The 13,068-nt window shown below is 58.8% G+C and carries 12 protein-coding genes; 3 read left to right on the top strand and 9 right to left on the bottom strand.

Features of this window, described 5'->3' with window-relative positions:
* Nucleotides 1–14 precede the first annotated feature (14 nt).
* The gene (metG, locus tag AO068_RS10885) at nt 15–2,063 is read right to left on the bottom strand and encodes a methionine--tRNA ligase (protein ID WP_058408363.1); all 2,049 of its coding nucleotides are present in this window, start codon (nt 2,061–2,063) and stop codon (nt 15–17) included.
* A gap of 185 nt (nt 2,064–2,248) precedes the next feature.
* On the opposite strand from metG, the gene apbC reads away from it, so the two are divergent.
* Nucleotides 2,249–3,343: an iron-sulfur cluster carrier protein ApbC gene (gene apbC / locus AO068_RS10880; RefSeq protein WP_004657466.1), complete on the top strand. Its 1,095-nt coding sequence runs from the start codon at nt 2,249–2,251 to the stop codon at nt 3,341–3,343.
* Nucleotides 3,344–3,493: 150 nt separating this feature from the next.
* Here the strand turns inward: apbC and AO068_RS10875 are convergent, their stop codons facing one another.
* Nucleotides 3,494–3,703, bottom strand: coding sequence for a cold-shock protein (locus AO068_RS10875; RefSeq protein ID WP_002554837.1), 210 nt, complete (start codon nt 3,701–3,703; stop codon nt 3,494–3,496).
* A 319-nt stretch (nt 3,704–4,022) separates the two neighbouring features.
* On the opposite strand from AO068_RS10875, the gene dcd reads away from it, so the two are divergent.
* Complete coding sequence (gene dcd / locus AO068_RS10870; protein ID WP_002554836.1) at nt 4,023–4,589, top strand: dCTP deaminase; 567 nt, start codon at nt 4,023–4,025, stop codon at nt 4,587–4,589.
* A 112-nt stretch (nt 4,590–4,701) separates the two neighbouring features.
* Nucleotides 4,702–4,923 carry a hypothetical protein gene (locus tag AO068_RS26165; protein ID WP_058428140.1) on the top strand — a complete coding sequence of 74 codons (222 nt, stop codon included), beginning with the start codon at nt 4,702–4,704 and terminating at the stop codon, nt 4,921–4,923.
* Nucleotides 4,924–4,983: 60 nt separating this feature from the next.
* Here the strand turns inward: AO068_RS26165 and pdeM are convergent, their stop codons facing one another.
* The 7 genes from pdeM to AO068_RS10835 form a co-directional block, all read right to left on the bottom strand.
* The gene (gene pdeM, locus AO068_RS10865) at nt 4,984–5,640 is read right to left on the bottom strand and encodes a ligase-associated DNA damage response endonuclease PdeM (RefSeq protein ID WP_058408362.1); all 657 of its coding nucleotides are present in this window, start codon (nt 5,638–5,640) and stop codon (nt 4,984–4,986) included.
* On the bottom strand, nt 5,637–8,129 hold the full coding sequence (locus tag AO068_RS10860) for a ligase-associated DNA damage response DEXH box helicase (protein WP_058408361.1): 2,493 nt from the start codon (nt 8,127–8,129) through the stop codon (nt 5,637–5,639). Before AO068_RS10860 ends, pdeM begins: the two co-directional genes overlap by 4 nt.
* A gap of 552 nt (nt 8,130–8,681) precedes the next feature.
* Nucleotides 8,682–9,446: an ABC transporter ATP-binding protein gene (locus tag AO068_RS10855; protein ID WP_002554833.1), complete on the bottom strand. Its 765-nt coding sequence runs from the start codon at nt 9,444–9,446 to the stop codon at nt 8,682–8,684.
* Nucleotides 9,447–9,455: 9 nt separating this feature from the next.
* Nucleotides 9,456–10,574 carry a succinylglutamate desuccinylase/aspartoacylase family protein gene (locus AO068_RS10850; protein WP_058408360.1) on the bottom strand — a complete coding sequence of 373 codons (1,119 nt, stop codon included), beginning with the start codon at nt 10,572–10,574 and terminating at the stop codon, nt 9,456–9,458.
* 12 nt (nt 10,575–10,586) lie between these two features.
* Complete coding sequence (locus AO068_RS10845; protein ID WP_002554831.1) at nt 10,587–11,297, bottom strand: ABC transporter permease; 711 nt, start codon at nt 11,295–11,297, stop codon at nt 10,587–10,589.
* Nucleotides 11,294–12,022: an ABC transporter permease gene (locus AO068_RS10840; protein WP_002554830.1), complete on the bottom strand. Its 729-nt coding sequence runs from the start codon at nt 12,020–12,022 to the stop codon at nt 11,294–11,296. Before AO068_RS10840 ends, AO068_RS10845 begins: the two co-directional genes overlap by 4 nt.
* An 80-nt stretch (nt 12,023–12,102) precedes the next feature.
* Entirely contained in the window at nt 12,103–12,885 is a 783-nt protein-coding gene (locus AO068_RS10835; RefSeq protein ID WP_058401649.1) for a transporter substrate-binding domain-containing protein, read from the bottom strand.
* Nucleotides 12,886–13,068 lie beyond the last annotated feature (183 nt).

The raw sequence follows: 13,068 nt of genomic DNA, 5'->3' as shown, positions 1-13,068 counted from the left end.
GGCCTTGTCTGGGTTTACTTGATGCGCTGGCCGGGTTTTGCACCACTGTCCGGGCTCAGCAGATAGATCTCCTCGCCGCCAGGGCCTGCCGCCATCACCATGCCTTCCGAAATGCCGAAACGCATTTTTCGTGGCTTGAGGTTGGCGATCATCATGGTCAGACGGCCTTCGAGTTCGGACGGGTTCGGATAGGCGCTTTTGATGCCGGAAAAGACATTACGTTGCTCATCGCCGATGTCCAGAGTCAGGCGCAGCAACTTGTCGGCACCTTCCACATGTTCGGCCTTGAGAATCAGGGCAACGCGCAGGTCTACAGCGGCAAAAGCATCAAAGTCGATTTCCGCCGACAGCGGGTCTTTGGCGAGTTCACCATTACCGGCAGGCGCACTGCTCGCGGTAGTGTCGGTAGCGGTCAGGTCTTCCTTGGAAGCAGCAGCCATGGCTTCTACCTTGAGTGGATCTATGCGGGTCATCAGGGCCGAGAACGGATTGAGCTGATGATTGCCCAGCAAGGTCTTGTGGTCTTCCCAGGTCAGCGGCTCGACGTTGAGAAATTTCTCTGCGTCGGCGGCCAGATTCGGCAATACCGGTTTGAGGAAAATGACCAGCTGGCGGAACAGGTTTATACCCAACGCACAGACCGCCTGGACCTCATCCTGTTTACCTTCCTGTTTGGCCAGCGCCCACGGCGCTTTTTCCGCGATATAGGCATTGGCACGATCCGCCAGAGCCATGGTTTCGCGCATGGCGCGTGCGAAGTCGCGGGCTTCGTAGGCGTCGGCAATGCTTGGGGCTGCCGCGAGGAACGCATCGGTCAATTCGGAAGCCGCATTGGCCTCGACCATTACACCGGCGTTGCCTTTGTGGATGAACCCGGCACAACGGCTGGCGATGTTCACGACCTTGCCGATCAGGTCAGAGTTGACCTTTTGCACGAAGTCTTCGAGGTTCAAATCCAGGTCGTCGACGCCACGACCCAGTTTCGACGCGTAGTAATAGCGCAGGTACTCGGGTGGCAGGTGGTCGAGGTAGGTGCGCGCCTTGATAAAGGTGCCGCGCGATTTCGACATCTTCTGACCATTGACGGTCAGGTAGCCGTGTACGTTGATGCCGGTCGGTGTGCGCAAGGCCGCACCTTCCAGCATGGCTGGCCAGAACAGTGCGTGGAAATTGACGATGTCCTTGCCGATGAAGTGATAGAGCTCGGTGGTCGCACCCTTGCCCCAGTACGCGTCGAAGTCCAGGTCCGGACGACGTGCACACAGGTTCTTGAAGCTGGCCATGTAGCCGATCGGTGCATCCAGCCATACGTAGAAGTATTTGCCCGGCTCGTCGGGAATTTCAAAGCCGAAATACGGCGCATCGCGGGAGATGTCCCACTGCTGCAGGCCGCTGTCCAGCCATTCGGCGATCTTGTTGGCGACGGCGTCCTGCAGGGTTCCGCTGCGCGTCCAGCTTTTGAGCATCGTGTCGAATGCAGGCAGGTCGAAGAAGAAGTGCTTCGAGTCCTTGAGTACCGGCGTGGCCCCGGAAATTGCCGACTTGGGGTTTTTCAGGTCGGTCGGGGCATAGGTTGCGCCGCACTTTTCACAGTTGTCGCCGTACTGATCTTCAGCCGCACATTTCGGGCAGGTGCCTTTGATGAAGCGGTCGGCCAGGAACATTTTCTTTTCCGGGTCGAAATACTGGGTCACCGAACGGGTTGCTATATGACCTGCGTCGCGCAGACGCGTGTAGATCATGCTCGACAGTTCGCGGTTTTCGTCCGAGTGCGTCGAGTGGAAATTATCGAAATCCACCAGGAAGTCGGCGAAGTCGGCGCTGTGTTCGGCTTTGACGTTGTCGATGAGCTGTTCTGGCGTAATGCCTTCTTTTTCAGCGCGCAGCATGATTGCCGAACCGTGAGCGTCGTCCGCGCAGACATAAATGCATTGGTTGCCGCGGTGCTTCTGAAAGCGCACCCACATGTCGGTCTGGATGTACTCGAGCATGTGGCCAAGGTGGATGGAGCCATTGGCATAGGGCAGGGCGCTGGTAACGAGGATCTTGCGTGGCTCGGACATGGGGCTCGGCTACTTGAAGTGAAACGGAGACCGGCCACTATAAAGGTCTGAGCGATTTTTTTCACCCCGCTCGGTTGCGCGAATGCTCCTGAACGGTTGGGCGGGGTTCAGTGAAATCATGTCGGCTACGGACAGAACAGGTACGATAGCCGGCTGTTTCACTCAGTCTTTTACGGAGTAAGCCCATGAGCGCAGTCAATCGCGCAGCGGTGGAGACGATTCTTCGCCAGTACACCGACCCTTATCTGAATCAGGACCCGGTCAGTGCCGGTTGCGTGCGGTCCATCGATATCCAGGGTGCACAGGTAAGCGTGCAACTCGAACTGGGCTATGCCGCCGACCTGTTCAGGAACGGCTGGGCGCAAGTGCTGAAAACCGCCATCGAGAACCTGGACGGCGTCAGCTCGGCCACGGTTGCCATTAAAAGCGTGATCAGCGCGCACAAGGCGCAGAGTCAGATCCCCGGTCTGGCCAATGTGAAAAACATCGTGGCTGTCGCGTCGGGCAAGGGCGGTGTCGGCAAGTCCACAACGGCGGCCAATCTGGCACTGGCACTGTCTCGCGAGGGCGCACGGGTCGGTATCCTCGATGCAGATATCTATGGGCCGAGTCAGGGTGTGATGTTCGGTATTGCCGAGGGCACGCGGCCGAAGATCAAGGACCAGAAGTGGTTCGTACCGGTCCAGGCTCATGGCATTGACGTGATGTCGATGGCGTTTCTGACCGATGACAACACGCCTATGGTCTGGCGCGGGCCAATGGTGTCAGGGGCGTTGCTGCAACTGGTCACCCAGACTGCCTGGAATGATCTGGACTATCTGGTTATCGACATGCCGCCCGGCACAGGCGATATCCAGTTGACGCTGGCGCAGAAGGTCCCGGTTGCCGGTGCCGTGATTGTCACTACGCCTCAGGATCTGGCCTTGCTGGATGCGAAGAAGGGTGTCGAGATGTTCCGTAAGGTCAACATCCCGGTGCTGGGTGTCGTGGAAAACATGGCGGTGCACATCTGCTCCAACTGCGGCCATGCCGAGCATCTGTTTGGTGAGGGCGGGGGCGAGAAGCTGGCGTCGCAGTACAATGTCGAGTTGCTGGCATCACTGCCGTTGTCGATGCTGATTCGCGAGCAGGCAGATGGCGGCAAGCCTACCGCTATTGCCGAGCCTGAAAGTCAGATTGCGATGGTGTATCAGGAGCTGGCACGTCACGTGGGCGCACGAATCGTCTTGCAGGAAGCTGCAAGCCCGGCGATGCCGACCATTTCTGTCAGCGACGATTGATTCTGTAGTGGTGCTCTGGCGGGGAGGCGCAGCCAATTGACGTCTCTCGGTCAGGCTTATGCGTGGCTTGATGGGTAAGCAAATGCTCAAACGACAGGCAATAAAAAACCCCGCTTTTAAGGGCGGGGTTTTTAAGCGAATCAGTACAAGTTAGATAACTTGAACTTCTTCAGCTTGCATGCCTTTCTGACCGCGGGTAGCGATGAAAGAAACCTGTTGGCCTTCTTTCAGGCTTTTGAAGCCGTCGGATTGGATAGCTTTGAAGTGCACGAACAGGTCGTCACCGGATTGTGGAGTGATGAAGCCGAAGCCTTTTTCATCGTTGAACCACTTAACGGTACCAGTTTGGCGATTGGACATAGTATATCTCCTTGGACAAAGTTAACTGCGGCGTAGGAAGAGCCCTGGCCGAGACTGAGTGCAAAGAGCTGGAAAATTCATGGAGATGGTTGGATCGAAATTCAACATCGTGTAGAGATTCTCAGTGACACAAGCAACACAGTGACGCCACCTTAACCCTTTTTTCCGAACGTGCCAATGGTCTGTTGATGATTATTTCCATTCGCAGCGAAAGAGCCCGGCTCGTCACACAAACTCGCTACCAGTTGCCTTTGAACCGTCGGCCCCGGCCCGGTAAGATGCCGGATATCTTTTTTACCTCGCTATTCAGGACACCGCCATGAGCATCAAATCGGACAAGTGGATTCGCCGCATGGCGCAGGAACACGGGATGATCGAGCCCTTCGTCGAGCGCCAGGTACGTGGCGAAGGGGCTGACAGGGTGATCTCCTTCGGCGTGTCCAGCTACGGCTACGACGTGCGTTGCGCCGACGAATTCAAGGTGTTTACCAACATCAATTCGGCCACGGTCGATCCGAAAAACTTTGATGAAAAAAGCTTCGTCGATATCAAGAGCGACGTGTGCATCATTCCCCCCAACTCGTTCGCACTGGCACGCACCGTCGAATACTTCCGCATTCCGCGGAACGTTCTGACCATCTGCCTGGGCAAAAGCACCTACGCGCGCTGCGGCATTATCGTCAACGTCACGCCGCTTGAACCAGAATGGGAAGGCCATGTGACGCTGGAGTTCTCCAACACCACGACATTGCCGGCCAAGATCTACGCCAACGAAGGCGTGGCACAGATGCTGTTCCTCGAGTCCGATGAGGAATGTGAAGTGTCCTACAAGGATCGAGGCGGCAAATACCAGGGCCAGCGTGGCGTCACCCTGCCACGTACCTGATTTGCCGGTCAGGTGATTAGTGGAATTGAATTAATACTCTATTTCGCACTCTATCTGCTCACATGCTTTCGCATAATCGATATGTGCGACGGCCTTTGATCTGGAGTGCCCTATGAAGACTACTTTCAAAATCTCTGAACAGGTTCAATCTCCGCTTAACGAGATCGGGTTGCTTGCCTGGTCATTGATGGCTCATTCGGATCTGCTTCCCGAGCTTAATATGGTCGGTGGTGGCATTCCGGGTGACCCAGGGCCAGATACTCCCTATCCGGAGCCCACTGAGCCAGGTGGACCTACCGTTCCTGACGAGCCGCCACCTGCGCCGGTTGCCTGATTACCAGTTCCCTGCTTCTCCTTGTGAGGGGCAGGTCCTCGTATGCGGCGGCTAGCGACGCTATACCACTCGCCACACGGCATCACCGCCTGTCACATAGACTGAGCAGTCCTGCGCCGGACTAATCTGAAACCCGCCCGTAAATTCACCGAACGCTGGCAGCAGGCTGACGCGTTGGCCCAGGTAGAAGCACGCCAGTCGCAAGCTTTGCCTGCCACGCCCATGCAGCCGGTAAACCGGGTGAACATGCCCGGCCAGTACGTGCAATTGAGGGTGTGGGTCAGGCTCGTGTTGCAAGGCAAAGGGCCCCAGCGTCAGGGGTTCGGGAACTACATCTATGCCCAGATAGGCGGGCGGGTCGCCCGCCCGTTTGTCATGGTTACCGCGGATCAGGGTGATGCGCAACGCCGGGTGTTCGCCCCGCCATTGTTCCAGTGCCGCGAGCGTGCCCGCTGCGTGTGATTCCGGCGCGTGCAGAAAGTCGCCCAGAAAGATCAGATGATCGCAGGCATACGCATCGAGCAGGCTGTCCAGTCGTCGCAGATTGGCTTGAGTGGTGCCGTGTGGCACTGGTTGACCCAGCTTGCGGTAGGCCGCTGCCTTGCCAAAGTGCGCGTCGGCAATCAGCAGCGATCGCTCTGCTGGGTAGTAGATGGCCTTGTCGGCCAGCAGCCACAACTCTTCTCCCGCCAGCGTTACTGCGAGGTAAGGCGTCATTGCTCATGCTCCGGACCTGCGGCTTTCTCCAGGTCGCGGACCATGCGCGCAATGCGGTCAGCGAGTTTTTCCGAACTGAGACTTTCGCGGAAGCGCTCTACCAGTAGAGGAAAAGCCAACGGGGTCGCGCGCTTTATCGCATGCAGGTCCAGCCTGCGACTGTTGATCTGGCGCAATGTCAGCTCCAGACGCTGCAGATCCAGCTCCTGGCGTAGCACTTCCTGTTCGGCCTGGGTCAGCAGCATGTTGTCAGCGTCGTATTGCTTGAATACCTCAAAGAACAACCCGCTCGATGCCTGAAGTTGTCGATTGCTTTTCGCCGCACCCGGGTAGCCGGAAAACACCAGTCCCGAGATGCGGGCAATTTCGCGAAAGCGTCGCAGCGCCAGTTCGCCCGCATTCAGACTGGCAATAATGTCGGCCAAAAGATCGGTCTCGCTGAAAAGGTCAGCCTGCAATGCCTGGGCCCAGTCAATCTCGCTGGCGCTGAGCAGTTCCAGCCCGTAGTCGTTGACGGCGATGGAAAAGGTCAACGGTCGATGCTGGCTCAGACGCCAGGCCAGCAGACTACCCAGCCCCAAATGCACGTGCCGACCGGCGAACGGGTAGAGAAACAGGTGCCAGCCTTCACGGGATTTAAGGGTTTCAGCCAGCAGCGTGTCGCGTTGCGGTAGCCCGGACCATTGTTGCTGCACTTCCAGCAAGGGTTTGATGGCTTGCATTTCCGGGCTGGTGAATTCACCCCGTGCCGCCGCATCGAACTTCTCCACCACGGCGTCCGCCAGTTCGCTGGAAAGTGGCATTCGACCACCGTTCCAGCGTGGCACGGCGGCTTTCTTGCCCGTAGCCCGCTTGACGTAGGCGGTCATGTTTTCCACCCGGACCAGCTCCAGCAGGCGCCCACCGAACAGAAAGCCGTCACCAGGTTTGAGCCGGGCGATGAAACCTTCTTCAACGCTGCCCAGCGAGCCGCCACCGCCGCCTTTTTTCCAGTACTTCAGGTTAACGGTGGCTTCGCTGACGATGGTGCCGACGCTCATGCGGTGGCGCCTGGCGAGACGCGCATCGGGAACACGCCAGACACCCTGTTCATCCGGTTCGGCGCGGCGGTAATCGGGGTAGGCGGTCAGTGAGTGGCCGCCGTTGCGCACAAAGGCCAGCGCCCATTGCCATTGCTCGTCGCTGAGGTCGCGGTAGGCCCAGGCGCTGCGCACTTCGGTCAACAGCTCATCGGGCATGAAGCCACCGCCCAGCGCGATGCTGACCAGATGCTGGACCAGAACGTCCAGCGGCTGCTGTGGTGATTCGCGCGGCTCGATCATCCGCGCGGCGACGGCGTCATGAGCGGCAGCAGCTTCGACCAGTTCCAGGCTGTGGGTCGGCACCAGCGTGACACGCGAAGGGCGACCCGGCGCGTGGCCTGAGCGTCCGGCACGCTGCATCAGCCGTGCGACACCTTTAGGCGAGCCGATTTGCAACACGCGCTCGACCGGCAGAAAGTCCACGCCCAGATCCAGGCTCGATGTACACACCACGGCCTTGAGCGCGCCTTCTTTCAGCGCGCGTTCGACCCAGTCACGGACTTCGCGGGCCAGCGACCCGTGATGCAGGGCAATCAATCCGGCCCAGTCCGGGCGCGCTTCGAGTAGCGCCTGATACCAGATTTCCGATTGCGCCCTTGTATTGGTGAACACTAGGCAACTGGCGCTGCTATCCACCTCGGCGACCACTTGCGGCAGCATGCGCAGGCCCATATGTCCTGCCCACGGAAAGCGTTCGATGGAGGACGGCAACAGCGTATCGACCTGTAAATCCTTGACGATCTTGCCTTGCACGGTCACGCCGCCGTCGCCGATCAGTACGTGCTGCGCATGCTCCTGATTGCCCAGCGTTGCCGAAATGCCCCACACGATCAGTTGCGGATTCCATCGCCGCAGACGCGCCAGTGCCAATTGCAGCTGCACGCCGCGCTTGTTGCCGATCAGTTCGTGCCATTCATCCACCACCACCATTTTCAGCGTCGACAAGGCGACCTGGGCATCGGCACGGGTCAGCAGCAGCGTAAGGCTCTCCGGTGTGGTGATCAGGGCAGAGGGCAATCGCCGGCTCTGCCGGGCGCGTTCGCTGCCGCTGGTATCGCCGGTGCGCAAGCCCACCGACCACGGAATATCCAGCTCGGCCAATGGTGCTTCAAGGGCTCTGGCGGTATCGGCGGCCAAGGCGCGCATGGGCGTGATCCACAGCACACTCAGCGGTTCAGCGGGCGGTTTGCGTTTACGAGGTTTGTTGTCAGCGGTGAGCGCGTTGGCTTTGGCAAAGCGGTTGAGCGCGGCGAACCATACGGCGTAGGTCTTGCCCGAGCCGGTACTGGCATGCAGCAGGCCGGACTCACCCATCTTCACCGCCGCCCAGACCTCCTTTTGAAAAGCGAACGGCTTCCAGCCTCGGGCGAGAAACCATCGTCGAGCGAAATCGGTGGGTCTGCTCATCCGTTTGCGTGTGCTCTGAGTGGCGTTAAGTCAGAGACAGCGAAGAAAGGGTAATAGTTTTAAATGGTTATATGGCTGGAGCATGCGGAATCTCAACTATCGTGCGCCGCTCCGCGTCGCATGCCTTTCCGGACGCTCCGCGTCCTCCTTGCGACGCAGAGCGTCGAGACCTGCATTCCCACGCTGGAGCATGCGGAACGATAATCTCAACCATCGTGCGTCGCTCCGCGTCGCATGCCTTTCCGGACGCTCCGCGTCCTCCTGGCGACGCAGAGCGTCGAGACCTGCATTCCCACGCTGGAGCATGCGGAACGATAATCTCAACCATCGTGCGTCGCTCCGCGTCGCATGCCTTTCCGGACGCTCCGCGTCCTCCTGGCGACGCAGAGCGTCGAGACCTGCATTCCCACGCTGGAGCGTGCGGAACGATAATCTCAACTATCGTGCGACGCAGAGCGTCGAGCACTGCATCCCCACGCTGGAGTGGGGACTATAGTCGTGGATATTTCAGTTCCGGTTACCTGGCGTTTCCGGCTTCATACACAAAAAGCGCTATTTCAGATTGCCACTCAAAAACTGCTGTAAGCGCTCGCTTTTCGGATTGTTGAGCACCTCGTCCGGGTGGCCGGATTCTTCTATCTGGCCTTGGTGCAGGAACACCACCTGGCTCGCAACCTTGCGCGCAAAGCCCATCTCGTGTGTCACCAGAATCATGGTCCGGCCTTCTTCGGCCAGGCCCTGAATGACCTTCAGCACTTCACCGACCAGCTCCGGGTCCAGTGCCGAGGTGGGTTCGTCGAACAGCATGATTTCCGGCTCCATTGCCAGTGCACGGGCAATGGCCACGCGCTGCTGCTGGCCGCCCGACAGGAACGCCGGGTACTGATCGGCGACACGCTCCGGCAGCCCGACCTTCTCCAGGTACTTGCGCGCGCGGGCCTCGGCTTCGGCCTTGGGCACTCCCAGTACGCGGCGTGGAGCCATGGTGATGTTTTCCAGCACGGTCATGTGCGCCCACAGGTTGAAGTGCTGAAACACCATCGCCAGCCGCGTGCGGATGCGCTGCAGTTCATCCGCGTCGGCAACGCGCATGCCGTCCTTGTCGCTGACCATGCGCACTTGCTTGCCGTCCAGGCTCATTGCCCCGTCATTGGGCTGTTCGAGAAAGTTGATGCAGCGCAGAAAGGTGCTCTTGCCGGAGCCACTGGCGCCGATCAGGCAGATCACGTCACCGCTGCTGGCCTTGAGCGATACGCCTTTGAGCACTTTGTTGTCGCCATAGCTTTTGTGCAGGCCATCGATGGTCAGTTTGTACATGACAGGTCCTCAAGGAGAAAGTAGATAGCCGCTGCGATAGGCCTGGGTGCCAGCGATGTGCGCAATGACCATGCCGGCAGTCGCCATGCGGCGCAGCGAGCGGGCGTACAGCAGGCCCGCGTTCAAGGCATGGATGCAGGCCACGGTGTCGCTGATCGGGTCGATGACCTCGGCAATCAGTTGGCCAGCCTCGACGTGTTCGCCGGGCATCGCGCAGAACACCAGCAGGCCGCCGACTGGCGTGGTCACCGGTTCGACCGCTGCCAATGGCGTAGCGGGATAGAGCAGTTCGGGCAGCGGCTGGAGTTCGCCGTCGATGATGCCTGCGTCGATCAGGTAATGAATGATGGCCTGACAGTCACGGCTGGCGAGGGCATGGTTTACATCGCCTTGCCCGCGCAACTCCAGTGTCACCGAGAAGCTGCCCATGGGGATCGGAAAGCGCTCACCGAAGCGTTGCTGCAATTGCCACCAGACCAGCGTGAAGCATTCGTCGAACGACTGGCCACCCGAGTCGGTCGCCAGCAGGCTGGCCTGCGCGCCCAGGTAGCGCGACAGCGGCTCGACTTTCGGCCAGGCTTCGGGCGTGGTGTACAGATGCTCGACCGATTCGAAATCACAGTGCAGGTCCAGCACCATGTCGGCATCGCAAGCCAGGCGCTGCAGGGTCAGGCGCAGCGATTGCAATTGGGTGTTTGCGGGTACGGCATCCAGCGCCGCTCTCAGGCTGTCCCGCACCAGTGCGACGTTGTGCTCTGCATCAGCAGTCAGCCGGGCTTCGATATCATCGCCGACCTGCGCGCCAAGGTCGCTGAACCAGCGATTGAAATTCTGGCCGCTTTCCAGCTCGTAGCGGCCCAAAGGTGTGTCCATCAGGACCTGTTCCAGACCAATCGGGTTGGCGACCGGCACTACGACGACTTCACCCAGCAGGCGACCAGCACTTTCCAGTTCGGCCAGACGCTGCTTCAGGTACCAGGCAACCAGCATGCCCGGCAGTTCGTCCGCATGCAGTGAAGCCTGGATATAAACCTTGCCGGACCCGTTTTGCGGACCGTAGTGAAAGCTGTGGACCTGCCGGGCAGTGCCTGGCACTGGCGACAGCAAGTCATGGGTGTGATGGCGCATGTTCAGTCCTGATTAGTGGGCCGGGCCGAGAAAGGCCAGCCAGCGGCGTTCGGCAAGGCGGAACAGCCCGACCAGAATGAACGTCACGGTCAGGTACATGACGGCGGCGATACCGAAGGACTGGAAGGTCATGAAGGTCGCAGAATTGGCATCCCGCGCCACTTTCAATATGTCCGGCACCGTAGCGGTAAAGGCCACCGTGGTCGAGTGCAGCATCAGGATCACTTCATTGCTGTAGTACGGCAGCGACCGGCGAAGCACCGACGGCATGATGACGTAGGCGTAAAGCTTCCAGCCGGTCAGGCCGTAGGCTTTGGCCGCTTCGACTTCGCCGTGGGCCATGCTGCGGATCGCACCGGCAAAGATCTCTGTGGTGTACGCACAGGTATTCAGGGTGAAGGCCAGGATTGTGCAGTTCATCGCATCGCGAAAAAACGCATCCAGCATCGGCTGTTCACGCACCGCAGCAATGCTGTAAATGCCGGTGTAGCAAATCAGCAACTGTATATAGAGGGGCGTGCCGCGAAACAGGTAGGTGTAGAACTGCACTGGCCAGCGTACCCAGCGGTTTTTCGACACCCGTGCAATCGACAGCGGGATCGACACGCAGAAGCCGATGGCGATAGAGGCGCTGAGCAGCCACATGGTCATGGCCAGCCCGGTGATGTTTACGCCGTCTGTATAAAGGAAGGGTTTCCAGTATTCCTGTAACAATTCGATCATCGCTGTGCCTCCCGGCTGCCTGCGGCATAGTGCCGTTCAGCCCAACGCAGGGCGAAGTTCGAGGCGCTGGTGATCAGCAGGTAGATCAATGCCGCCAACACCAGAAAGTAGAACAACTGATAGGTACTTTTGCCAGCGTCCTGCGAGGCCTTGACCAGATCAGCCAGGCCGATGATCGATACCAGCGCCGTAGCCTTGAGCAGTACCTGCCAGTTATTGCCGATCCCCGGCAGTGCGTAACGCATCATTTGCGGGAACACAACGTAGCGAAATCGCTGGCCGCGTTTCAAGCCGTAGGCGGTTGCCGCTTCCACCTGACCGCGAGGCACGGACAGAATCGCACCGCGAAACGTCTCGGTGAAATATGCCCCATAAATGAAGCCCAGAGTGATGACACCCGCGCCGAACGGGTTGATCTCGATGTATTCCCATTCCATTGCGTCGGTGAGCATGGTCAGCCAGGTTTGCAGGCTGTAGAAAATCAACAGCATCAACACCAGATCCGGGATACCGCGGATCAGTGTTGTATAAATTTGTGCCGGAACGCGCAGCAGCGCCGAGCTCGACAGTTTGGCGCTTGCCCCGATCAGCCCGAGCAGAATGCTCAGCGCGAGGGACAGCACAGCCAGTTTTATGGTCATCCAGGTGCCTTCCAGCAACAGCGGGCCAAAGCCCTTCAGGCTAAATGCCGAGAGTCCCAGGTTTTGCATGAGTGCATCGAGCATGGATAGGCCTTGCTTTCAAAAACAGAGACGCCCATCGATTGGGCGGCGAATCATCGCCGAAATCGATAGGCGTCGGGGTGTTATTTGCCGCTGTACAGGTTCAGGTCGCCAAAATGCTTTTTCTGGATTTCGGCGTAGGTGCCGTCGTCGTGCATCGCCTTGATGCCTTTATCCAGCAGCGCTTTCAGCTCCTTGTTGCCCTTGGCGATGCCGATGGCAGTTTTGGCTGGCAGCAATTTGTCGTCGATAGGCTTGCTGACTTCATAGTCGGCACCGGCTGGCGACTTCAGGAAACCCAGTTCGGCTTGCAGCATGTCCTGGATCGAGGCGTCCAGACGGCCCGAAGTCAGGTCAGCGTAAACCTGGTCCTGGTTGGCGTAGGCCTTGGTGGATACACCGGCCTTGTCCAGTACGGCCTTGGCGTAGGCTTCCTGGATAGTGCCTTGCTCATAGCCCACAGTCTTGCCTTTCAGGCTGGCCGGGTCGGCGGTAAAGCCTGCACCTTTCTTGAACACCAGCGAGGTCGGGCCGGAAAACAATTCGTTGGAGAAGTCGATGACTTTTTCGCGAGCAGGGGTCACGGTCATCGAGGAAATCACGCCGTCGAACTTGCGTGCCTTGAGGCCGGGGATCATGCCGTCGAAATCGCTTTCAACCCATTTGCAGGTGACTTTCAGCTCTTTGCAGATCGCGTTGCCCAGGTCGATATCGAAGCCGACCAGGCTGCCGTCGGCGGCTTTGGATTCAAACGGTGCGTAAGATGGATCGACGCCGAAGCGCAGTTCCTTGTATTCCTTGGCCATGGTGTTACCGGCGGCGATGCACAGAGCCAGTGCAGAAAGAGTCAGCCATGCTTTTTTCATTGTTCAGTCCTTAAAACCTTAAATGGGGCGTTGGGAATACGCGAAGCGTGCTACCGGCAAGTGCCAGACAGGCATTGGTTAGCAATTTCCGAACCAGAGGAACGAACGTGCGTTTGAAATATAAGGGGTTGTCGCTATTTCATATAAACGGCTGGCAATAGGCCGCCCATGCGCGCTTACAGG

This window comes from Pseudomonas sp. ICMP 3272, from assembly GCF_001466905.1.
Taxonomy (GTDB): domain Bacteria; phylum Pseudomonadota; class Gammaproteobacteria; order Pseudomonadales; family Pseudomonadaceae; genus Aquipseudomonas; species Aquipseudomonas amygdali.
This window is presented reverse-complemented; position numbering and strand designations above follow the sequence as displayed.

What these genes read in the sequence shown, in the direction of transcription:
- pdeM (WP_058408362.1), bottom strand. Translation starts at nt 5,640, where the DNA reads ATGACGCCTTACCTCGCAGTAACGCTGGCGGGAGAAGAGTTGTGGCTG.
- AO068_RS10835 (WP_058401649.1), bottom strand. Translation starts at nt 12,885, where the DNA reads ATGAAAAAAGCATGGCTGACTCTTTCTGCACTGGCTCTGTGCATCGCC.
- AO068_RS10840 (WP_002554830.1), bottom strand. Translation starts at nt 12,022, where the DNA reads ATGCTCGATGCACTCATGCAAAACCTGGGACTCTCGGCATTTAGCCTG.
- AO068_RS10875 (WP_002554837.1), bottom strand. Translation starts at nt 3,703, where the DNA reads ATGTCCAATCGCCAAACTGGTACCGTTAAGTGGTTCAACGATGAAAAA.
- AO068_RS10855 (WP_002554833.1), bottom strand. Translation starts at nt 9,446, where the DNA reads ATGTACAAACTGACCATCGATGGCCTGCACAAAAGCTATGGCGACAAC.
- dcd (WP_002554836.1), top strand. Translation starts at nt 4,023, where the DNA reads ATGAGCATCAAATCGGACAAGTGGATTCGCCGCATGGCGCAGGAACAC.
- metG (WP_058408363.1), bottom strand. Translation starts at nt 2,063, where the DNA reads ATGTCCGAGCCACGCAAGATCCTCGTTACCAGCGCCCTGCCCTATGCC.
- AO068_RS26165 (WP_058428140.1), top strand. Translation starts at nt 4,702, where the DNA reads ATGAAGACTACTTTCAAAATCTCTGAACAGGTTCAATCTCCGCTTAAC.
- apbC (WP_004657466.1), top strand. Translation starts at nt 2,249, where the DNA reads ATGAGCGCAGTCAATCGCGCAGCGGTGGAGACGATTCTTCGCCAGTAC.
- AO068_RS10845 (WP_002554831.1), bottom strand. Translation starts at nt 11,297, where the DNA reads ATGATCGAATTGTTACAGGAATACTGGAAACCCTTCCTTTATACAGAC.
- AO068_RS10860 (WP_058408361.1), bottom strand. Translation starts at nt 8,129, where the DNA reads ATGAGCAGACCCACCGATTTCGCTCGACGATGGTTTCTCGCCCGAGGC.
- AO068_RS10850 (WP_058408360.1), bottom strand. Translation starts at nt 10,574, where the DNA reads ATGCGCCATCACACCCATGACTTGCTGTCGCCAGTGCCAGGCACTGCC.